The sequence below is a fragment of the Sorangium sp. So ce448 genome, from assembly GCF_051520915.1.
In the GTDB taxonomy this organism is placed as follows: domain Bacteria; phylum Myxococcota_A; class Polyangia; order Polyangiales; family Polyangiaceae; genus Sorangium; species Sorangium cellulosum_B.
Genome location: NZ_CP150343.1, coordinates 814,173 through 836,139, shown reverse-complemented (window position 1 = coordinate 836,139; position 21,967 = coordinate 814,173). Strand labels below are relative to the sequence as shown.

The window sequence follows — 21,967 nt, the reverse complement described above, 5'->3', positions numbered from 1 at the left end:
GCGGTGGGAGCTACCCCAGGAACCAGGCGTCCTCGGTGCCTAGAACACCCACGACCGAACCCCCGGACCGCGACACCCATGACCTGCCCCGACGATCGCCTGACACGTGCCCTATCGACTCGACCCGGTCCGGCGCCCCGAGCGCGCCGCCGGCGCTGGCCGCGCCCCTTCGCGACCGCCGCCCTGGCCGCCCTCGCGCTCGTGGCGTCCGCGTGCGACCCGCGAGCGCCGTCGCTTCCCGGCGAACAGGGCACGACAGACGATCTCGCGCTCTCTGCTTCGCTCGGCCTCTCCGCCGGCGCCGCGACGGCAGACGGCGCCGCGGCGGCGCTCCCGGTCCCCTCCCCGGCGGCGCTCGGCGGAGCCCCGGTGAGCGGGTTCGCGGACCTGCACTTCCACATGATGTCGGAGGAGGCGTTCGGGGGTGGATGGCTCCACGGCAAACACGACGGCGCCGGCGCCCTGGACGATTGCGACGGTGGCAGTCCAGGGAGCGATCACGGCCGCGTTCGACAGGATCTCAGCAGGCTCCTGGACCGGTGCCCCCAGTCGACGATGCTCGATTTCGCCAGCAACGGCGCGCTGTCGGCGCTGCTCGGCCTGGGAGGCGGCGTCCTCGGCTCGGAGGTGATCGGCCAGGCGGAGGGGACGAGCGGCGACACAGGGCTCCACCTCGAGCGAAAGCGCTTCTCCGAGGGGTGGCCGCGCTGGGACACCATCGCTCACCAGCAGGGTCACGTGAGCTGGCTGCGCGCGGCGCACGATCGCGGGCTGAGCCTCATCGTCATGTCGGCGGTGAGCTACGACTGGCTCTGCTCGATCGTGCCGGAGCAGAACCGGCAGCGGGCCTGCGACGAGATGGTGGATGTCGATCTCCAGATCCAGATGACCCACGCGCTGGCCGCTCGCAACGCCGGCTGGATGGAGGTCGCGCTCTCACCGGCGCACGCCCGGCAGATCATCGGCGCGGGCAAGCTGGCGGTGGTGCTGTCCATCGAGGCCAGCCACCTGTTCGGCCGCGACGTCGACGCGGCGAAGATGCGCGCGCAGCTCGCCAGGTACCACGCGCTGGGGGTCCGGACGCTCCAGCCGGTGCACCAGGTCGACAACGCCTTTGGCGGGGCGGCGCTGCACAACCCGATCTTCCAGCTCGCGCAGTACACGGAGAACTGCTCCATCGACACCGACTGCGGCGCCACCCTCGCGGGGATCACGCTGGGCATGGATGTCGACGCGAGCTGCCGCAACGTGCGCGGGCTGACGCCCCTCGGCGAAGCGCTCGTCGGCGAGATGATGGACCGGGGAATGCTGCTCGACGTAGCGCACCTCTCGGAGCGCGGCGTGGATCGGGTGTTCGAGCTGGCGCGGGCGCGCGACTATTATCCAATCTACATCTCCCACGGTCACTTCCGGGAAATCATGGCCCCCACGGTGGCGGAAAAGGAGAAGTCCACGCCGGCGCGGGTGATCCGGATGCTCCGGCAGAGCGGCGGCATCTTCGGCCTGCGCACCGCGCACGACGAGACCCGGCAGTACAGCCGCAGCTCCGTCGAGAACAGCTGTCAGGGCTCGTCGCGCTCCTTCGCGCAGGCTTACGAGTACGGGCGGCTCGGCCTGAAGGTCCCCATGGCCTTCGGGGCAGATCTCAACGGCTTCATCCAGCAGACCCGGCCGCGCTTCGGCGAGGACGGCGCGTGCTCGGCGGCGTTCCAGGCAGAGGCCGATTGCCAGGCCTGGGAGCAGCGCGAGCAGGGGCCCGACCCCCTGGGGACGGAGTTCGACGAGAAGGGCCTGGCCCACGAGGGGATGCTGCCCGACCTCGTGGCCGACCTGGATCGCCTGGGCGTGGACACGACCGGCCTGAGATCCTCGACGGAGTCCTTCCTCCGCATGTGGGAGCGCGCCCAGGGACCCCGGGCGGGGATGGCCGATCCCGCCGCCGATCTCGACGAGAGCGGCATCGCGCCGTTCGCGACCGCGGAGGAGCGGGAATCTGCCTATCCCACGAAGTGCGGCGCGGCCTACTGCCCTGGATTTCAGGTGCTGGGCGGGAGCTGTCGGTTCGATGAGGAGTGCGAGAGCGGCCAGTGCACCGCCGTCGCCTGCAACGCCATCCCGGGGCGCTGCGTCTGCAACGACGACGCCGACTGCGGCAGCGGCCTCCGCTGCGCGCGCAAGACGCCAGGGGTCGGCGGCGACAACGCCTGCGAGCCGAAGAAGGCCGAGCATCAGCTGTGTACGCGCGACAGCGAGTGCGCCTCCGGCCGCTGTGGCGGGCTGATCGCCGGCGCGGGCTTCTGTTACACGCCCGGCTCGAAGCGCATCGGCCAGGGGTGCCGTGTGAACGAGGAGTGCCCCAGCAACCGCTGCGGCGATCTCACCCAGACGTGCCTCTGCCGCTCCGACGCGCACTGCGCGGCCAGCCAGTTCTGCGGGTGGGGCACCAACGAGGGCGAGTGCGTCGACAAGCGCGGCCGGGGGGCGGCGTGCACGAAGGACAACCAGTGCGCATCCGGGAACTGCAGGTTCCTCTTCTGCCGCTGACGCGTCACGCGATACGCCCCACGTCGCCCATCTCACATGCCTGGAACCAGCTCGATCGCCGGCGCCCGACTGACCGCGACGGGAGCGATGACGCGTGGACCTCCCGTCGTCGACGAGCGCTCTCACACCTTCTTCAATGCCTCTCCGTCGCTGAGACACCGGTTCCGCGGGACAAAACCGTACGCGGCCCCGGAAGAAACCCGACATTCGCGCCGAGGCTGGAAGTCGCGGACGGATCCCGTCTAGCCGGAGCGAGCGCACGGCCCGGCCTGGACAGCTGGACGACCGGACAACCCTCCTCGCGCACTCCCGTCTTACCATTCATCACAGTTTTGTATTGCCACATTCCGGGTTCGGCCTATATTCCACACCAATCAATTTTCCAACCATCCGCCGCGCATCGGCCTCGGCGTGCTGCGGCGCTTACGCTTCTCAAGCCCAGGACGCTCGTCCATCATCGCTTCGCTGCGTCGGCCAGGGAGCGGAGCGCCGCTCCGCCGATGGGAGGAGCCAGATCACGCCTCGATGAGCCAGGCAGCGCAGGCACGCTGGACGAGCAGCGCGCGTCGACACTGTTCCATTCGTTTCGTTCGAGGGGGGAGACATGGATGTTCGTGACATTTACGGCGCGGGAGGCCGCGATTGGGACCGGGCGGGGCTTCCATGGAAGCTCGGGATCGCGCACGTGGTGAGCAGCTTGAAGGCCGGCGACGCCGAGCAGGTGGTCGTCGATCTGACGGCGCTCCAGCGCGCTGCGGGCCATGACGTGACCGTGATCGCCATCGCCGATGATCCGGACGGTCCGCGGGCAGAGCAGCTGCGGCGGCGCGGCATCGACGTGCAGCTCCTGCCGAAGCGCCGCGGCCTCGACCTGAGCATGACCGCCCGGCTCGTCGCGCTCTTCAGGGCGAGAGGTATCTCGCTCGTCCATGCGCACAACCTGCAGCCGCTCATCTATGCCGCGCCCGCAGGCTGGCTGCACCGCGTCCCGGTCGTCCACACGAAGCACGGCGTCTCGAACGACCTGCAAGGCCGGCGATGGCTGCGCAGCGCCGCCGCAGCGTTCGTCGACGCCCACGTCGCGCTATCGCGGCCGGCCGCCGAGGCCCTGGTCAGCCAGGGCCAGGTCAGCGCCGAGAAGCTGCACGTCGTCGCCAGCGGCCTCGACCTCTCGCGGTTCGCGCCCGATCCCGTGGCCAGGGCCCGTGTCAGGGCCGAGCTCGGCATCTCGCAGCGGGCCTGGGTGCTCGGGAGCGTGGGGTGCCTCTCTGCCGTGAAGAACCATGCATTGCTCCTGCGCGCGGCCGCCCAGGCGCTGCCGGAGCACGGGCGGCTGCTCCTCGTCGGAGATGGCCCGGAGCGGGCGCGGCTCGTCGCGCTCGCGCGCGAGCTCGGCCTGTCCGACCGCGCGCTCTTCGTCGGCGGGCGGCACGGCGTGCCCCAGATCCTGGCCGCGCTCGACGCGTTCGCCCTCACCTCCGTCGCCGAGGGCCTGCCGCTCGCCGTCCTCGAGGCGATGGCCGCCGGGCTCCCCGTCGTCGCGACCGCGGTGGGCGGCGTGCCAACGGCCCTCACCGACGGGTACACGGGCTTCCTCGTGCCTTCCGGGGACGCCGAGACGCTCGCCGCCAGGCTGACGGAGCTCCGCGACGACCCCGCGCTCGCCGCGCGCATGGGGCGATACGGCCGGAAGGTCACGCTCCAGCGCTACTCCGCTGCCCGCATGGCCGAGCGTTACATGGACCTCTACACGCTGCTGCTCGTACGGCGGCTGCACCGCGGCATGCCCGCCGTCCGGCCGAGCGACCTGCTCGCCTATGCGCGGAGTTCGTCCTTCGTGCAGCGCGCGTTCGGCGTCAGCGAGGCCGCCGAGGCGCCGGGCGGCGGCTGGGGCGCGCCGCGCACCGACGCGGCTCCCAGCGCGCGGCCGCGCTCGCCGATCGCGCTGTCGATCTGAGCGAGCGCCGCGGCGCACCTCGAACGCGCCTCGACCCTGCGCACCCGGAAGCCGGCGGGCGCGGTCCGCGGGGACACGCCTACGACAGCACAAGGTGTTCGAGGAGGATCTTGAACCCGAGGCCGATGAGCACGACCCCTCCAGCCAGGTCGAGACGCTTGCCGAGCATCGCCCCGAACCGCCGTCCCGCGAAGAGCCCCGCTGCGCTGAGCAGCGCCGTGACGACGCCGATCGTCACGACGGAGATCGCGAACGGGGCGTTCAGCATCGGCAGCGTGATGCCCACGGCGAGGGCGTCGATGCTGGTGGCGATCGCCAGCACGAACATCGAGCTCAACGCGAAGGGATCGACCGTGATCTCGCCCTCGCCGCTGTCGTCGCCGCGGGCTTCCCAGAGCATCTTTCCGCCGATGAACGCGAGCAGCACGAACGCTATCCAGTGGTCCCACGCTTGCACGCGCGGACCGATCCGCTCTCCGAGCAGCCAGCCGATGACGGGCATCAGGGCCTGAGAGCCGCCGAAGAACCCGGCGACGAGCAGGACGTGGCGCGCCCGAATCGCCGGGACAGACAGCCCTCGTGCCGCCGCGACAGCGGTCGCGTCCATCGCGAGCCCGAGCGCGAGGAGCAAGATCGCGCTGAAGCTCACGAGCCCCTCCGCGCGTCACCGGCAGAGAGCGGGTGAACCTCGACCGTGACGTGCTGGAGGCTCGCGATCGGGACGAGCGCGTCACGGTAGGCGGAAGGCGCCAGTGGGCTCGGCACCGCGACCGAAACGATGCACGCGCGCGCGCCGGGCCCGATGTCCCACAGGTGGAGATCGACGACGCTGGCTCCTGCGAAGGTGGACTCGATGCGATCGCGGATGCGCCGAGCAAGGGACTCGGAAGGGACGACGTCGAGCAGCTGCCTGGCCGCCTGTCGGCAGAGTCCGTAGCTCCACTTCGCGATGACGAGCCCGCCGACGATGCCCATCGCGGCGTCGAGGAACGTCCAGCCAAAGGTGCGCCCGCCGAGGAGGGCGAGGATCGCGAGCACGCTGGTCAGCGCGTCCGCGAGGACGTGGAAGTACGCCGCACGCAAGTTGTGGTCGTGCCCGTGGTGGTCGCGGCCATGGGCGTGCTCGTCGTCGTGATCGCCATGGTCGTGATCGTGGTCGGGAGGGTCGTCGTGCGCCTCGTGATGGTGCTCGTCGGCGTGGAGGAGCCTCACGCTGACGAGGTTGACCGCGAGGCCAACGACGGCGACGGGAAGCGCCTCGGAGAAGGCGATCGACTCGGGATGGAGAAAGCGGCGCAGCGACTCGACGACCATGAGCAGCGCGATGAGCGCGAGCACGACCGCGCTCGTGTACCCGGCGAGGGCGTGCACCTTGCCCGTGCCGAAGGAGAACGCGCTCGACCCGGACTGCTTGCGCGCGAACCAGTACGCGAAGGCCGCCATGCCGAGCGCGCCCGCATGCGTGGCCATGTGCCAGCCGTCGGCGGTGAGCGCGAGCGAGTTCGTCGCGTAGCCGACCACGAGCTCCGCCACCATCATGGCGAAGGTCAGCGCAACGACCCACCGGGTCCTGGCTTCGTGCGAAGGCGCGGCGGCGCCGTGGTCGTGGGCGTGTCGAAGCTGGGCGAGCCGATCGGATCCCATGGAGTCGCTCATCGTTGCTTCCTTCACTTCACATAGGCGCGGACGATCTGAACCAGCTCCTCCGCGGCCTCCCGCTGGGGTGCCGTTGCACGCTCCCCGTCGATGACGTGCGTGCGGATGTGACCTTCGATGAGCTCGCCCACGAGGCCGTTCAGCGCGCCACGCGCCGAGGTCACCGTCTGCAGGACCTCCGAGCAACCCGCTTCGCCCTCGAGGGCCCGCTCGACCGCTTCGAGCTGCCCGCGGATCCGCCGGACGCGAGCGATGAGCTTCTTCTTGTTCTCGACCGTGTGCACCCATATAGTATAGGGGGGTATACTATGTTGGTCAAGCGCCGCGCGCTGGCTCCTCTCGAAGGCCGGCGAGGGTCGGTGCAGGTCCGTCGCCCTCGCCGAGGTCGCTGAGGCCGAGCTCCCAGGGGTTCGGCAGGATGGGCGGCAGGGGGTCGATCAGGTTCACGAACCGGGTGTGCGCCTGCTTGAGGTGCTCGACGATGGCCCGCAGATGCCGGCGCTCGCGGTCGGCAAGGATGCGCGCCACCTAGACGTTGAAGGCGTAGCGGACAAAGCGGTCGAACGGTGCGAGACCCCGGTCGATGCTGAGCTCCGAGCCGCCGAGGGTGAACGCGCCCGCGTTTGAACGGCATGATCGCTTCAGCGGCGCCTGTCGAAGCAAGGACTCGCGGATGGTCGTGACGAAACCGAAATGGCCGGCCCCACCATCGCGCATGCGGGTGCGCTCTCTGCCACATCGCTAGCTCTCCAGTTTCCTACAGCTGGAATTCTTCCTCAGCTTATCAACCAAGATGCCAGCCAGTAGTCCAGTGGAACAGCTGGTAGGTCTGGCTGTCCCAGAGCACGCAGGCGTCGTTCTCTCACGATAATTCTGTCGATACCCGAAGAAATCACGAGCTGAAACCCATCCTCTCCGCGCACGCGAAGGTGAACCAAGCGCTAGAATCGCCGCGATTCCGCAGGTTTCTACGCAGCGACCACACGAAACACATGGCTGACACCCGCACCGCGTAATCGCGTACGCTCCCCTATCCGTCCGGCACGGCCCGTGCTCCACCAGCCACATGACGCTTACGGAATCTTTCCCAATTTTTCTTGGAAAGCCAGGTCACACATGGAACAATCCCCCACGCTCCTCGGATCACGCGCTATCCGGTGATCCAAGATGATCGCAGAAGGGGGGACATCTGCGTGATTCGTCCACTTCGGCTTCTCTGCCTTCTCTGTGCCTGTGAGCTCTTCGTCGTCGCGCCCACGCCGGTACATGCACGCGAGTTCAGCGCTGGCGTGAGCGTGGGCGGGATCCAGGTTGGGACCGAGTCCAGGCTCGCGGTGAGCCCGTTCGCCAAGATGCTCTGGCGAAAGAAGAGCGAGTTCCGCCTCGAAGTTCATAACATGTTCAGCATCGTCCCTGGCTCGCGCGTAGGGCTCTACGACCGAACGGCGGTCACGCTTGGGTACGACACGAAGACAGGCAACGTCAGCCTCGGGCCATCCCTGTCGATTTACTCGATGCCGGTGTGCGGCGTCGAGTTCTGTGACCGCGTGACGGGCGTCGCTCCAGGAGGTCGCGCCCAGTCCGACTGGTACTTTGCCGGACGTCTGGGTGTGTCGGTGAGCGCCAACGTAGACTGGGCCGGCGGGAGCAGCCGCGTCCTCCCAGGAAGCGTGGTTACGATGGTCACCACCGGACCTGTGTGGAGATTTGGGGGAGAGTCAAAATGAACAAGCCGTTCGCTGTTTTATGCCTCGGCCTCGCGGGATGCAACTTCGATGCTGGAGACTGCTACCTCCGGAGCGAAGGGGAGAGCGGCGCCGGCGGTATCATCATCACCGCGACGGGCGCCGGCGGCTTCGGGTTCGGCGCGACAGGGGTCGGTGGCATCGGGCCCGTGCCGCTGGAGCCGCAAGACATGGATCCGCCTCCTCCCGTCTGCAACATCGCGGCCCAGACGCCATGTGAGGAAGAATGCGAGGCGGACTCCGAGTCTGACACTATTCAGTGTGGAAAGATAGAGAACGAAGCGCAGCGGACAGAATGTCGGGACAGCGCATACGCAAAATATAAGAGCTGCCGAGAAGCTTGCGAGCGGACAAGCAATCACAGCTGCGATGAGAAATATCAGGATTGCATGGACCGCGCTCCGTGGCAGTTTTGTGCAAGTCCAAAATCTGGAGACGCAGGCGAGACGAAGTGTCGAACCTGCTATAGACGATGCAAGTCCGGAGATCCACCATCGCCGGACTGCAAAAAGTGTCTATTCTGAGATTCCAATGACTATTCACATCACCACAAATGAGGACATTCGGAAAGCGATCCGGCGCAAGCTTCGCCTTCCCGTGCGTTTCGTACGCGACAACGTGCTGGAGGGGCCGTGCGCGTCCGATCCCGAAGACCATTGTGAGCGGCGGTGCGATTATTGGAACCTTCGAGGGCGGGAAAGGGCACAGCTCCGTTCGTCGTTTGACGATCTTATCAGCGCAGTGAAATCGCGCCAACGAATCGTCGTATGGACGTCCGGCTTGTGGAGGGATAGGCTGATGCTGTGGGCGCTCTGCGCGTGGAGGCTCCGCAATCGGCCCGAGCACCCGGATATCGACATCGTCGTCCTGGGAGATGCGCCGGAGGATGGGTTTGGCCGTGGATTCGTCCACGTGAAGCCGGCTGACGCGCGCCGCGGTCTGGACGAGGCGCGCGCGCAATCTCTGACGCGCGTCCGGCACATGGCGCGCTCCTGGCGAAAGCTATGCGGTCGGTCTCCTGTTCTGGCCACCGAGGGTGGGCGCGCAGATCGAGTGCGGAAGGATCTCGTAGAGCTGGGCACCCACCAAGCGGCATTCTTTCCTCGGTTGGACGGCAGCGCGCTCACCCTATCTTGGGTTGACGAGCTCTTGTTCGCCTGTCTCGACAAAGACTGGATGACGCCCGTGGACGTATTTGTGCACAATTCATCGGCTGGCGAAGAGCTGCGTAATGGTTGGGGGACGCGCATCGGCGATATCTTTCTCGCCATGCGGCTGCGCCAGTGGGCCGAGCACCGTGGGGCTGAGGCCGCGCTGGAGAGTGTGCCCTACAGGACGGACAGAGCACCTATGCTGGAGGCTCGCTACAGGTTGACGGCTGTCGGCGATGAAATAAAGCGACACGGTCTTGCTGAAATCGCCCAAGGGCCACCGCTGCCGGTGTGGGGCGTCACGGCGTACGACCCAGGGGCTCCTTGGGTCGTGGTGGATGACGGCGCAGGGCAAAAGCGCCTCCAGCGCCTCGGAGAGCCCGCCGCGCAGGACGCGGGATGACGCGTCGAGGCGCGCGCCTTCCTGAGCCACCTCCTCGATGCCACGGACCGCGCCGGTCAGGCGCGTGATCCAGGTCCTTCATCTCGGGCGTCGTGACAGGCTGGTCCGGCGGCGCGAGGGTCAACCGCCTGGCGCGGGCTCGCAGCAATAGACATTGCTACCCTCGCCTTGTATTGGGATACTGGGGCTCACCCGTCCCCCTCCGACCGGCGCGCACGTGCCGCGCTCCTCCTTGACCACGGCCACGCTCAGGCTCTTCATCACCACCTCGCCGGGTGTGTCCACGCATTCCCCGAGCTCCGCCGGCAGCGGCCTCGTGCTGATGTGCTGCGTGCAGTCCTTGTCCTCGTACAGCGACACCGTCATCTCGCACTCTCGGGGCTTCATCTCATGGCAGAAGCAGTCGGAGCAGCCACCGAGCTCCCGATAGAGCTCGTGTCGCTCGGGGAACTCCGGCGGGCACGACGCCGACAAGTCGTCGAACAGCTGATAGAGCCGCATGCAGGCGCGAAACCCCTCGGGCTTGGGCTGGACACATGACTTTTCCAGATCATCGCATTGAGGGCCGTAGGCTGTCCCATCGCACATGACGGCGAACGTCCCCCAGATCGCGTCCACGTCCTCCGGGGCGAGGTATGCGCCGCAAGGCTCGTTATCCGGCAAACGATCGAAGGAGTATACGTCGACCACGCGCCCTGCCTTCTCGGCGAAGCGCTCTTGAGGCGCGAAGCAGCCACCGTCCCATCCCGGCGGCGTGTCCGCAAATGTAGTGGCTACCTCTTCGCACGCGTCGTTCTCGGGTTTCGACTTCCATGTCACAGCGATCCTCGCGGGAGGTGGGCACGGGCGGGCCTCGCACAGGCACCGCGGGCAACGGTCCGTCTCCTTCAGATCGCCGTAGGTACCGTCGAATTCAGCAGTGTACAGGCCGACCGACGCGCAGTCGGGCGCTTCACTCGCCTTCCCGAACCACGCGTAAACGGGGTGCAGCCGGTAGCCCATGGAATCGCTGGGGTAGCGAACACACTCGGCGAGACAGCTATGATAGTACGGGTCGGGAAGGGGGGTCTTGTCGAAGCACGACACTTCGAGCAGCGCCACGCCCGCGCCGAGCGCCAGCAGCACCGCCGCCTTGAACCCCATCCGCGCCGCGCTCGTCCTCGTCGGCATCACGTTCCCTCCGGCAGACAGCAGAGCGTCCTTCTTCCTTGCACGGTGTGCTCACCCATGAGCTCCCCGCCGCTCGGCACACAGCTCCCCGGCGCGTTGACCCGCCACGCCGCGTTCATGCTCCCCAGCGTCGAGCCGGGCTCGGCGTCGTGACAGACGCCGTTCTCACGGACTATGGCAGAGTCGATCATCTCGCCGCACGCGGCGTCCTCGAACGTCGACACGATCGCCACACACACGCTCGGAGCGGTCTCGTGGCACGAGCACGGCGTACACTCGCGCGTGTCGTCTACCACCACCCAGAACGTGAACTTCTCCGAGTACCTGGGGCCCCGGATGTCCTCGCCGGAGGGGCACTCGACGTAGTCATCATCGATCTCCGACATGATGCAGCGGCGCCAGCCTGCGGTGAGCCTCTCCTCGGCGCCGATGCAGTGATCGCCGTCGTTCGGGCAACGGCTGTCGTCACCCTCGCACACGACAGCGACCTCCGCGCTCCCCGGCAGCGCGCCGTCGCGCGGCACCGGGGCCGCCACGACCTCGCAGGCGCGCTCCGTCACCGGCGCGATCGCGAAGGAGCCGAACGCGGCGGCGGGCACCGTGCCGGGCGCGACACACGTCCCATCCCAGGCGGCCTGCGGCTCGAACGGGGTCACCGTCTCGCCAGGGCCCTCGTCGCACATGTAGCCCGAGGTGACCGAGAGGCCGGCCGGCAAGGCGCACGCAGGCGCCGTGCACGCGCACGGGTCGCAGCCAGGATGAGGCGGCGGCTCCGCATGGAGGAGGTCGTGCGTGGCCGGCGACGCGGGGTCGTCGGACCGCGTGCCCTGCAGCGCCTCGCCGCACTCCGGCGGCTGTTCAATGGGTCCAATGGACCCGATCCACACGAGGAACGGCTGCTGCACGAAGCCGCCGAACGTGGCATCGACGCAGACCCCGTCGCAAGCCCCGTTGTTGATGCCGTCCTCGGTGATGAACTCGCACGCCAGGAGCTCGGCGCAGTCGTAGCCGTCAACCGCCCCGCAGCCGCTCGCCATCGCGACCACCGCGCCGCTCACGCCGACGAGCGCCGCCAGGATCCGCCCCGCACCCCACTGCGACATCGCCGCTCCTCCTCCGCGCCCTCCGCGCCTCACCCTCACCATGCGCCCTCGATGCGGACACAGCCGCCGCGCGCCGTCGCCTGCGGGACCACGCGGACGCCGCCGTGGTCCGGCGAGGGCGCCCACCAGAACGACGAGAGCGCCGCCGCGCCGATCACGCCGCTCGCAACGAAGCTCGCGAGCGCCACCAGCCCCAGAGCGTCGCGGGAGCGGATTGCGTCCTGGAGCTGAGGGCACCGTGTATCGACGATCGAAGCCTTCTCGTGGCACGCATGCTCCCCGAGCGTGGCGAGCAGGTCCTCGCGCAGCGACTCGGCCTCGCCGTCCTTGACTGCCGACGCGATCGCGAACCCTGCGCCGACCACGACACCCGCCGACGCGAGCGCGAGTCCCCCGACCCGGATCACCGGCCCGATCGCCGTCCCCCCAGCCGCCGTCCCCCCGGCCGCCGGCCCCGGCGCGGCCGCCGCGGCGCGGGGCGCAACCGCCGGCTGCGCCGGCCGCGGCGCCGGCGGCTTCTCCTTGAGGGCCAGGCCGAGCGGCAGCTTGTCCCCGCGCTGCGCCTCGAAGCGACCCACGCCGTCCTCATGGCCTTGCAGCGTCGCCCGCGCCTCGTGGCTGCCGGGCTCGACATAAACGACGTACGTGACGAACCCCTGGCCCACGCGCCGACCGTCCATGAACAGCTCGGCCTCGGGCTTGCCGACCACGATCGCGACCTCGACGACCTCCTGCGCCGCCTGCTGGAGCGCTCCCCGGAGCCGCGCCCTCGCGCCAGGCGCGAGCGCGCCCCCCGCCTCGAGCGCCCGGCGCAGGTGCTCCGCGGCGTCCCGGTACCGGCGCAGCGAGAGCTCCAGGAGCCCCAGCTCCCCGGCCCAGCGCGGGTCGCCTGTCGACTCCCACGCCGTCCGATAGGCCGCCGCCGCGTCGTCCCATCGCCCGGCGCGCCGCGCCTGCTCCGCACGGCGGAGCGTCTCCGCGAGGGACGCGGCGGACGTCGCAGCAGGATACACGGCCGACGGCGAAGCCGCAGAGGGCGAGACCCCCGGGGGCGCAGCCGCCGACGGAGCGCCCTGCGCCCCCGTCCCGGGCGACCGCGGCACGTCGGCGATTGCGCCGCGGCTCCAGCCCGAGACGCACAACAAGAGCGCAATCCCCCAGCACCTGGTCCCGCGCATGCGCGCCGACCCTAGCACTACTGCGGGAAGTCGGGCTGGGGAACGAACCGCCAAGACGCCAAGGACGCCAAGAAACCGGTGAAATAGGAGGGAAAGATGTCGCGGCGGACGTTGCCCTCTCCTCTTGGCGGCCTCCGCGTCTTGGCGGTTTTTCTGCCGATCCGGGGCAACCTCCCGCAGTAGTGCTAGTCAGCCCGCCATTCGCCGACAAGCGCGCCCTCCGGCGCTGAACGATGAAAAAATTCTGATGGCCAACGAGACGGCTCCCCGTAATGCAGCGGCGGCACGGCCAATTGCTCACGCCTTCCCCATCGGCTCAGCGCCCGGGGAAGCTCGCCGGAGCGCAAGGCTCACCCACGAGGCTCCGCCGGCAGATCGAGGCCGCAGGAACGATTTCGGGCACCATCAGGTAACCTGCGGTTAATGGATCGGGCATGGAGACAAAGGACCCGCCCGCTGTGCCCGGAGCGACGCCGCCCGCCTGGGACGCCCTCGTCCGCGAGCACCTCGGCTACCTGCGGAATCGCGTCCTATCGGAGCGGATCCCGGAGGCCGACAGGGAGGATGTGCTCCAGGAGGTGCTGTACAGCATCTCGCGGGCCCTGCCCACCTTCGATCCGGCCCGCGGCGAGCTGCGCGCCTGGCTGAAGGCCATCGTCCACAACCACGCCTCCAACTACCGGCGCCGCGCCAGCCGGCGGCGCGAGCAGCCGTGGCCGGACGAGCCGCCGGAGATCGCCGACGAGGCGCCGAGCTCCGAGGAGCGCCGGATGGAGGCCGAGCGGCGGCAGATCCTGTCGACGCTGCTCCTCGATCTGCCGCCCGAGCGCCGCCAGGCCGTGATTGCCCACGAGCTCGACGAGGCCGGAATCGGGCACGTCGCAGCGCTGCTCTCGATACCCGCCACGACCGCGAAGAGCCGTGTTCGCCACGGACTCGCGGACCTCAAGGCGGCGGCGCGCCGCTGGCAGGCGCGACGCCAGCGCCGCCTCGCCGTCCTGCTGGCGATCCATGGGGCCGGCCCGGTGAAGCGTGCCGGCCGCGCCGCGTCGTGGCGGCTCCTGCTCCAACCCGTGCGGCGCGGGCTCCGTCGCGCAGTGTCCGGCGCGAGGACGCCGCGGGCGCGAGCGGTCGCTCACGCCTTTGCGTCGCTCGCGGCAAGCGCCTGGAGCGTTCTCCTGACCGCAGGGCTCCTCATGGCCGGACACGACCTCCGGCACGGCGGGATCCACCCCGGCGGCGCAGCGACACAGGACGCCTCTTCCACCGCCGGAGCACACGCGTCTTCCACGGTGGAGCCTGCAGCGCACGCCGGCGAGCTCTCGTATTCACCCGCCGACGACAAGACACCTTCATCAGGAGAGAAAGGGGCATCGAACGGCGGCGACACCGTACCCGCGCGCCCTCGGCACACCTCCCGGTCGCCGCGGCGCTGGCCCGGCGCGCAGGGCGATGAGCAGGAGCACCGGAGGATGGCGGCCGCCGCGCGCGCCATCGGGGACGACGCGCTGGCGCACGCGCTGCTGGCGGGCGCCATCACGACCTCTGCCGCGTCGCTCCCGCGCCTGACCACGACGTGGCCGCCGCTTCCCCCGCGCCCGTGACACGCGTTCGGTGAATCGGCGAATCGCCGGATCGATGGGTCGATGAACCGTTCAATCGGCGCAAAGAGCGCCTCTCCACATCGCCACGCGTCATCACCGGCATCGGTGGCAGACGGCGCCCACACGGGCTGACTCGACCGGCAGCAGCGATGTCGGCCTGCAGCCCATCGGCGCGGTAACCGCGCGGGTGCGCGATGGCTTCGATAGCTCCTCGACGTGTCTTGCTGAGATCCTGGTATGCAGACCCGACGCCGCACGAGCTCCGATGTGCACAAGCGCAGCGCGCCCGGACGCCGCCTCCCCTCGTTCGCGAAGAACCCCGCCGTCCGCCTCCCTGTCGAGCGCATCGTCGCCGAGCGTGGCTGGGTCGCCGCGCTCGTCACGGGCAGCGGCGTGCCGCGCCGCGATCGTGACGACCTGGTCCAGGCCGTGCTCATGGCCGCCTGGATGGCTGTCGAGGCGGGCAGGTACCGCCCGGACCCGTCGGTGAACCCGACACGAGCGCTCCGCGCCTGGCTGCAGGGCATCACCTGGCGAAAAGTGAGCCATTACCGCGAGCGCGCCTGCGTGCGCCAGGAGGTTCCGGTGGCCGATCCATGGAGCGCTTGGCCGGAGCCGCGGGACGACGAGCTCCTCGTCGACGCGCGCGAGCGCCTCCTCGCCGTGCGCCTCGCGATATCCAAGCTGCCGCGGCGCGACCGTGCGGCGCTCGCCCTCGCCGCGGTCGGCCATGGCACCCGCGACATCGCGCACAGGCTCCGCATGCCGGCCTCGATGGCGGTGCAGCAGCTAGGCGGAGCGCGAAGGAGGCTGCGGGGTCTCCTTGAACGGTAGCGCCCGACGACTGGCGAGCAGCACACACGGCACTACACGCCGCCAGCATCACCACCCAGCGACGCCGCACGCTTCCGTCCATTTCATAGAAGCGTCCGGGCGTGCGCGAGTGGAAGATGGGTGCTTCGAGCAGCGAGCGCTGCTCGAAGCACCACGGTGAACATCGTGGTGTTCACCCCGTTCCCATGGAGGGAAGCGCCTATGCTTGGATGGTTGGGATTTCTCGCGGGCAGCGCCTTCGGCGCGTACGACATCGCCTCGGTCGAGGTCACACGACCGCATCCATCGCTCGAGAGGGTGGTCTACGAAGTGGACGCCGGGGACAGCCCCCTCGATCGATTCTCGATCATCCACGTGAGCAAGCGCGGGGCCGGCCGCGGCTGCGGCGAGCCCGTGATCCTCTTCAGCCCCTTCACATTTCCGGGCGAATTCTACGAGATCAGCGAGACTGGGAGGTACGCGAAGTCCGCGGCCGGCGAGCTCGCCATGGCCGGCCACGACGTCTGGCTCGTCGACCAGCGGAGGACGGAGCTCCCGCCCGGCGCGTGCGAGTCCGGCGCCGCCGATTGCAGCGTGATGGCCGACTGGGACTTCGACACCCTCTCGAACGACGGGCTCTTCGCGCTCGCCCTCGTGCGCTCGCAGAACCCCGGCGCGCGGCCCGTCATCGGAGGATTCTCCGCGGGCGCCAACACGGCCATGGCGCTCGTCAATCGCGCGCCCCGCGCCTTCTCGGGCGTGTTTCTCTACGAGGGCACCTTCTACACCGAAGATCCGGAGATCGCCGCGCACAACGACGCGATCTGCACCAACCTCGAGGGGGCGCTCGCCGCGGGCTCGACCTACGATCCCAGCATCGCCGTCCTCGGGCTCGCGTTGCGCGGCGCCGCCGCCGATCCTCAGGGCGCGTTTCCTCTGCCCATCTTCCCCCCGGGCACGACAAACCAGCTCGCCATGCTGCTCGTCTTCGGCGCCCCGCCCCCTCCGGGCGCGCTCGCCCCGACTCCCTCGTTCGTCCGCACCGTCGCCGATTTCGAGACCCAGAGCCTCGTTTATAGCGACCAGTCCCGGCTCGAGCTCGTGGGCCCCCTCTTCGACAATTACGGCTCCCTCGCCGCCGTCCGCGATCTCGCGTGCGGGCTCTCGGGGCGCGACGCGAGCCACACGTCGAACCTCTCCGCCTTCCGCGGCGACGTGCTCATCTACGTCGAGGGCACCGGCTTCGGCCCCGCCATGTTCGATACCGCAGGCCTCTTCGATCGCGCCGCGTCCGTCACCATCGATCACAACCCCGAGCTCGGCGAAGCGGACGTGTACTTCAACGTCCACTGGAAGCGGACCTTCCTCGACCCCTTCACGCGCTGGCTTCGCCAGAAGATCTAGGACGCATTCCGATCAGGGGCGTCAAATTTCCAAAAATAATCGTCAAATTTCGGCCGTTCTCGCGCCCATGGCGCCTCGACATCCCGGAGCTGGAGGGATACACGCGGCCGAGGCATGCAGGTCTCGACGACGCCCATCACGTCGATCTCCGCGAGCGACGTGAGCTGGCTGCTCGCCACGGAAGCGGGCAGCCGGCTGCTCTCCGGCGCGGATCTCTTCACCTTGGCGTTCGCGCTCTCGGGCCGGTCGCTCCAGGAGCCGCTGACGCTCGACGAGGCGCATGACCTGCTCCTCGCGCACGGCCTTCCAAAGGCGCTCGCGGGCAGCGCGCTCGTCGAGCGGATGCGCGAATCGACGAGCGCGGATCCGGCGTTCCTTGTCTACAACGCGAGCACGTTCTGCGTCGACCGCAACGTCGGTATCCCGCGCCGCCTGGGCCAGCTCGTCTTTCGTCACGACGTCCAGCGACTCCTCCTGGCTCATCGCGCGGAGAGGCCGCCGCCCCCGGAGCGCCCTGTCACCCGCGCTCGGGCCCGCTCACCCGCGCAGGCCCGGCGGACCGAAGCGCCCGCGGCGCCGCCACGAAGTCCGCCCGCCACCCCGACGACCCCGGAACGCCCGCCGCGCGCCCGTGCTGCCGGCCCGCGCGGCACGCCCGCCGCCTCCCGGCCGCCCGCCGTCTCCCGGCCGTCCACAGCCTCCCGGCCGCCCGCCGCCTCCGGCGTGGCGGAGCCGGCGCCCTCGCCCGAGCCGGCTCCTCTGCCGGCTCCGCCGCCCAGGAAGCCGGCGCCGCTCCTGATGTCCGGCCTCGACCGGTCCGAGCTGCTCCAGCGGCTCGCGGACCCGCCGTCGTCGCTCGCGGCGGTGAGCCACGCGCTGCGTGCCCACCTGCTCGCCTCGGCCGAGCAGTTCGAGGAGCTGCTCGCGCTCGCCGCGCTCACCGGCGTCGAGCCGCACCGCTACCAGATCGAGACCGCGCGCCGCGTCCTCCGCGTGTTCCGCGGGCGCGCGTTGCTCGCGGACGAGGTCGGTCTAGGCAAGACGGTCGAGGCGCTGACGATCCTGCGCGAGTACCAGCTGCGCGGGATGGTCCGGCGGGCGCTCGTCCTCGTCCCTCCTGCGCTCGTCGGCCAGTGGACGGGCGAGCTCGCGGAGAAGGCCGGGATCGCCGCGCGCACGACCGACGACGCCGCGCGCACGGCGGACCCCGAGGCCTTCTGGCGCGATGAGGGCGTGGTCGTCGCGTCGCTCGCCCTCGCGAGGAGCGCGAAGCACGCGCCGCTCGTCCAGGCCGCCTCGTGGGACCTCGTGATCGTCGACGAGGCCCATCACGTCAAGAGCCGCACGACCGCCGGCTTCAAGCTGGTCGACGGCCTGCATAGCCGGTTCCTCCTGATGCTCACGGCGACGCCGATCGAGACCGATCTCGAGGAGCTCTACAACCTCGTGACGCTGCTCAAGCCCGGGCAGTTCGCGACCCCGGCGGCCTTCCGCGCGCAGTTCGTCGACCCGAAGGACCCGCTGTCGCCGAAGAACCGGGAGCGGCTGCGCGCCCTGCTCGCCGAGGTGATGGTGCGCAACACCCGCGCCGACAGCGGCCTCGCGCTGCCGCCCCGCTATGTGAGCACGGCGATGGTGGATCCGCTCCCGGAGGAGCGCGAGCTCTATGACCGCGTCCTCTCGCTCGTGCGCGCGCACGGGGCCGACGCCGGCTCCCGGATGCTGGCCTCGACGCTCCTGCTCGGCGCCGGATCGAGCCCTGCGGCGGTGCGCGGGAGCCTCGAGCGCATGAGCGCGAGCGAGCGGCGCGTGCCCGGGCTGCGCGCCGCGCTCGCCGCGCTGGCGAAGCTCGCGGCCTCGGTCCGCGCGTCCCGGAAGGGCGGCGCCCTCGTCGATCTCGTGCGCGCTCACAATGAGCAAGTCCTCGTTTTCACCCGGTTCCGCGACACGCTTTCGTACATCGAGGCCGTGCTCCGCGAGGCCGGCGTCGAGCCCGTGGCGTTCCACGGCGGCCTCTCCGCCGCGGACAAGCGCGCGGCGCTCTCGGCGTTCCGCGACGGCCGCGCGCGCGTGCTCGTCTCCACCGACGCCGGCGGCGAGGGGCACAACCTCCATCACTGCCATGTCCTCGTGAACTTCGATCTTCCCTACAACCCCATGCTCATCGAGCAGCGGATCGGGCGGCTGCACCGGATGGGCCAGCGAGAGGAGGTCCGCGTCTACAACCTCTGCGCGCGGGGCACCGCCGAGGAGCGTGTCCTCGATCTGCTCGACCGCCGCCTGCACCTGTTCGAGCTGGTCGTGGGCGAGATGGATATGGTCCTTGGCAACATGGCGGACGAGCGCGACCTGGAGGAGCGCATTGTCTCCCTCTACGCGACATCGCTCTCGGAGGAGGAGATCGCGAGCGGCTTCGACGCCATCGCCGAGGAGCTCGCCGCGGCGCGCGGGCGTTACGAGCAGGTGAAGCGCCTCGACGCCAAGCTCTTTGGAAAGGACTACGAGGCGTGACCGCGGCGCTGGGGATGTCCTCGCCCACGGAGGGCGCGCTGCCCTCTCCGCTCGATTTCGTTGTCGAGGCGCTCGCGGAGGCCGGAGCGCTCGCAGAGCGGGAGGACGCGCGGGCGGTGGCGCTCCTGCCGGCGCACCTCGCGGCCGAGATCGAGATCCCGGAGGAGTGCGCCCTCGCGCTCTACCCCGATCGGGACGGGGACGTCGCGTGTGGCCTCGGCTCCACGCTGCTCGAGCGGCTCATCGCGAGAGCGCGCGGGCGGCCGGTGTCCACCTCGGTGCGGCTCGCCGCGGATCCGCCGCGGCCTGCCCACGTGCGGGCCGCCGCGGACCGCTTCGTGCTGCGCAACGGGCTCTGCGAGCCCGGGCAGGTCTCCACGGGCACGGCGGCCTACGTCGCGGCCATCGTCGCTTATGGCGTCGAGGCCGACGACCGGCGCGAAGGGCTCGTTCGGGTCGTGGTGAACGCACACGACGGCGGCGAGCCGGACGCTGCGGTGGGCGCGCACCTGGATCTCGCCTGGCCGAGCGCTCTCGTGCAGCCGAGCGCCGTGCCCCTCTCAACGGACGATCGCGCGGCGGACTGGATCGCGCTCCGCGCGGAGCAGGCGGTGCGCGCGGCGGTTCAGCCGCTGCTCGGCGAGGTCGAGCGCAGGCACGCGCGGGATCACGATCGGATCGTGTCGTATTTCTCGGACCTGATAGCGGAGGCGCGGGCGCCGCGGCGGCGCGCGGATCCAAAGGCGGTCGAGGCCAAGGTCGCGCACCTCGTCGCCGAGCGGAACGCCAAGCTCGAGGCCTTGCCCGCGCGGTTCGCGGCGAAGGTGACGTGCTCGATCGCAGCGCTGGTGAGCGCCGAGGTCCCGGCGGCGCTCGTCGACATGCGTCTCCGGCGGCGCAAGGAGTCGCGGGACATCGTTTTGCGGCTCCCCGCGGGCGCCTCGAGCCTGGACAGGCTCACGTGCGAGGCGTGCGGCGCGGCGACGGCGCGGCCGGCGGCGTGCGACGATCGGATGCACCTGCTCTGCGAGGCGTGCGCGCCGAACGCGCAGGGCCGCATCGCGTGCCCGGCGTGCGCCAAGCGGCGCTGAGAGCCTACGCGGCCGCCATGCCCCGAACCGCTCCACGGTTGCCCCGAACCGCTTCACAGTTGCCCATTTCGCCTCGAACCCCCGGTCCCCCCGGGTCCGGTGCCCTTTTCGCCTCGGACTCCGGGTGGTCGGTCAGATAGACAGCCTCGGTGCCGCGCCGTCGCCCTGGAGGGATGAGAGGGCGACCAGGGTCGCTCACAAGGACATCGATCGGCAACTCGGACTGCCGGTGGCACCGAAGGGGCGAGCACGCCTGGACCGATGGTCGAGCTGCCGCTCGCGTCGAGTCGCCGTCGGAGCCTTGCCGCTCGGCAGCGCCAGCAGGCTCTACCGAGGTAGCTCACGCACGGTGCATGGCATGCCGAAGCGGCTGGGTGCTTCCGGGAAAGCGCTAACCGTAAGCGGCAGGCTCATGTCAGGAACACAAGCGGACGGCGTGCGCGGGCGAAGAACCTTTCGCCGCGATCATGCCTGACAGCGCCATGACGAAACTGCGGGCGCCCCGGGAAGCAAGCCCAAGTCGCCTACAGGCCCGGTAAGGAGCTCGCTCGGCTCGGGTTGGGGCGAACGAGCTGAGGGACAAAGGAGATCGGCGCGGCCCTCCCTGGGCCCTGATCACGGCGTCGGCAGAGCTCCGCGCGTAGTGCCAGACGTTCCGCTACGTGAACCCTTGCGCTCGGTCGAGCGGCTTCTCGTGGACAACAACGGAAAATTTGTTCAGGATATCGACATGGCGTCGGGCAAGCGATCGACTCGTGCGTCGAAGCCGGGAGAGCACCGATTCGGCGGCGACTGGACGGAGCAGAAGCTGAACGTTCTCGAGAAGTACCTCGCCGCGTACACAACGGCTCTGAAGAACAGCCCGTTCAAAACGGCCTACATCGACGCGTTCGCAGGGACCGGCTATCGCACCGAGCGAGAAGAGGGCGTGGCAGGGAGCCCGATGTTGTTCGGCGATCTTGTCGCTGAAGAGCCGCAGCAGCTTCTTGATGGCTCGGTGGCGCGCGCCCTGCGTGTCGCACCACCATTTCACGCATACATATTCATCGAAAAGACTGCGGACAGGGCCAGCTCGCTCGAAACGGTTCGGACCCAGAACCCTGGGAAAGACATCCGCATCAAAGAAGGTGACGCAAACGACGTCATTCACGCTCTCTGTAATATGAACTGGAGCAAGCACCGAGCCGTGCTGTTTCTGGATCCGTACGGAATGCAAGTGGAGTGGGATACGGTCAAGGCAATAGCTGAGACCCAGGCCATCGACATGTGGCTGCTGTTCCCCTTAGGTATAGGCGTCAACCGGTTGCTCCCCCGGAGCGGCAAGATTCCGGAGGGCTGGCGCCGGCGCCTCGATCTCCTCCTCGGCACCTCGGACTGGTATGACGCGTTTTACCACGTAGAACGTGAGCCGACGCTGTTCGGCGACAAAGAGTTCGTCGTCAAAGCGACGCACGAGGCAATTGGTCGCTACTTCGTGAATCGACTGGAGACAGTATTTGCCGGCGTCTCCAAGAATCCGCTCGTACTGAAGAACTCGGCAAACTGCCCACTATACCTTTTCTGTTTTGCTGCAGGAAACCCGAAGGGCGCACCCATTGCCCTGAAGATTGCGAACCATCTGCTGCGGACGATGTGAC

Annotated in this window: 18 protein-coding genes; 10 read left to right on the top strand and 8 right to left on the bottom strand. The window is 69.3% G+C overall.

From position 1 onward, the window contains the following. The first annotated feature begins 78 nt into the window (after positions 1 to 78). Together WMF45_RS03110 and WMF45_RS03105 are read left to right on the top strand one after the other, a co-directional pair. Positions 79 to 2,544: a membrane dipeptidase gene (locus WMF45_RS03110; protein WP_437715474.1), complete on the top strand. Its 2,466-nt coding sequence runs from the start codon at positions 79 to 81 to the stop codon at positions 2,542 to 2,544. 604 nt (positions 2,545 to 3,148) lie between these two features. After that, entirely contained in the window at positions 3,149 to 4,501 is a 1,353-nt protein-coding gene (locus WMF45_RS03105) for a glycosyltransferase (RefSeq protein WP_437715473.1), read from the top strand. Between the two features lie 79 nt (positions 4,502 to 4,580). Here WMF45_RS03105 and WMF45_RS03100 read toward each other — a convergent pair whose 3' ends face one another. Genes WMF45_RS03100 through WMF45_RS03080 form a run of 5 tightly spaced genes read right to left on the bottom strand, consistent with a single transcriptional unit; the run spans position 4,581 to position 6,874 of the window. Further along, positions 4,581 to 5,150 carry a manganese efflux pump MntP gene (locus WMF45_RS03100; RefSeq protein WP_437715472.1) on the bottom strand — a complete coding sequence of 190 codons (570 nt, stop codon included), beginning with the start codon at positions 5,148 to 5,150 and terminating at the stop codon, positions 4,581 to 4,583. After that, complete coding sequence (gene dmeF / locus WMF45_RS03095) at positions 5,147 to 6,157, bottom strand: CDF family Co(II)/Ni(II) efflux transporter DmeF (RefSeq protein WP_437715471.1); 1,011 nt, start codon at positions 6,155 to 6,157, stop codon at positions 5,147 to 5,149. The genes WMF45_RS03100 and dmeF overlap by 4 nt, the downstream gene beginning before the upstream one ends. An 11-nt stretch (positions 6,158 to 6,168) precedes the next feature. Then, positions 6,169 to 6,441, bottom strand: a complete 273-nt coding sequence (locus tag WMF45_RS03090) for a metal/formaldehyde-sensitive transcriptional repressor (RefSeq protein WP_437297622.1) — start codon at positions 6,439 to 6,441, stop codon at positions 6,169 to 6,171. A gap of 31 nt (positions 6,442 to 6,472) precedes the next feature. Next, on the bottom strand, positions 6,473 to 6,685 hold the full coding sequence (locus WMF45_RS03085) for a phage tail protein (RefSeq protein WP_437715470.1): 213 nt from the start codon (positions 6,683 to 6,685) through the stop codon (positions 6,473 to 6,475). Further along, a complete protein-coding gene (locus WMF45_RS03080; RefSeq protein ID WP_437715469.1) occupies positions 6,686 to 6,874 on the bottom strand; it encodes a hypothetical protein in 189 nt (62 codons plus the stop codon). Between the two features lie 440 nt (positions 6,875 to 7,314). On the opposite strand from WMF45_RS03080, the gene WMF45_RS03075 reads away from it, so the two are divergent. Both WMF45_RS03075 and WMF45_RS03070 read left to right on the top strand, forming a co-directional pair. After that, a complete protein-coding gene (locus WMF45_RS03075; RefSeq protein WP_437715468.1) occupies positions 7,315 to 7,884 on the top strand; it encodes a hypothetical protein in 570 nt (189 codons plus the stop codon). A gap of 549 nt (positions 7,885 to 8,433) precedes the next feature. Next, entirely contained in the window at positions 8,434 to 9,456 is a 1,023-nt protein-coding gene (locus tag WMF45_RS03070) for a hypothetical protein (protein ID WP_437715467.1), read from the top strand. Positions 9,457 to 9,576: 120 nt separating this feature from the next. Here the strand turns inward: WMF45_RS03070 and WMF45_RS03065 are convergent, their stop codons facing one another. From WMF45_RS03065 to WMF45_RS03055, 3 genes are read right to left on the bottom strand one after another with little or no spacing between them, the layout of a single operon-like run. Continuing rightward, positions 9,577 to 10,626, bottom strand: coding sequence for a hypothetical protein (locus tag WMF45_RS03065; protein WP_437715466.1), 1,050 nt, complete (start codon positions 10,624 to 10,626; stop codon positions 9,577 to 9,579). Next, positions 10,626 to 11,729 (bottom strand): hypothetical protein, encoded by a 1,104-nt coding sequence (locus WMF45_RS03060; protein WP_437715465.1) that lies wholly within the window; start codon positions 11,727 to 11,729, stop codon positions 10,626 to 10,628. Before WMF45_RS03060 ends, WMF45_RS03065 begins: the two co-directional genes overlap by 1 nt. A gap of 35 nt (positions 11,730 to 11,764) precedes the next feature. Next, positions 11,765 to 12,742 (bottom strand): hypothetical protein, encoded by a 978-nt coding sequence (locus WMF45_RS03055; RefSeq protein WP_437715464.1) that lies wholly within the window; start codon positions 12,740 to 12,742, stop codon positions 11,765 to 11,767. A gap of 599 nt (positions 12,743 to 13,341) precedes the next feature. Here WMF45_RS03055 and WMF45_RS03050 point away from each other — a divergent pair. From WMF45_RS03050 to WMF45_RS03025, 6 genes are all read left to right on the top strand, one after another. Next, positions 13,342 to 14,511: an RNA polymerase sigma factor gene (locus WMF45_RS03050; protein ID WP_437715463.1), complete on the top strand. Its 1,170-nt coding sequence runs from the start codon at positions 13,342 to 13,344 to the stop codon at positions 14,509 to 14,511. A 237-nt stretch (positions 14,512 to 14,748) separates the two neighbouring features. Next, complete coding sequence (locus tag WMF45_RS03045; RefSeq protein WP_437715462.1) at positions 14,749 to 15,345, top strand: RNA polymerase sigma factor; 597 nt, start codon at positions 14,749 to 14,751, stop codon at positions 15,343 to 15,345. Between the two features lie 201 nt (positions 15,346 to 15,546). Further along, positions 15,547 to 16,728 (top strand): hypothetical protein, encoded by a 1,182-nt coding sequence (locus tag WMF45_RS03040; RefSeq protein ID WP_437715461.1) that lies wholly within the window; start codon positions 15,547 to 15,549, stop codon positions 16,726 to 16,728. A 114-nt stretch (positions 16,729 to 16,842) separates the two neighbouring features. After that, positions 16,843 to 19,239 (top strand): DEAD/DEAH box helicase, encoded by a 2,397-nt coding sequence (locus WMF45_RS03035; RefSeq protein WP_437715460.1) that lies wholly within the window; start codon positions 16,843 to 16,845, stop codon positions 19,237 to 19,239. Continuing rightward, on the top strand, positions 19,236 to 20,330 hold the full coding sequence (locus WMF45_RS03030; protein WP_437715459.1) for a hypothetical protein: 1,095 nt from the start codon (positions 19,236 to 19,238) through the stop codon (positions 20,328 to 20,330). Before WMF45_RS03035 ends, WMF45_RS03030 begins: the two co-directional genes overlap by 4 nt. A gap of 670 nt (positions 20,331 to 21,000) precedes the next feature. Continuing rightward, complete coding sequence (locus tag WMF45_RS03025) at positions 21,001 to 21,966, top strand: three-Cys-motif partner protein TcmP (RefSeq protein ID WP_437715458.1); 966 nt, start codon at positions 21,001 to 21,003, stop codon at positions 21,964 to 21,966. Position 21,967: the final 1 nt, after the last annotated feature.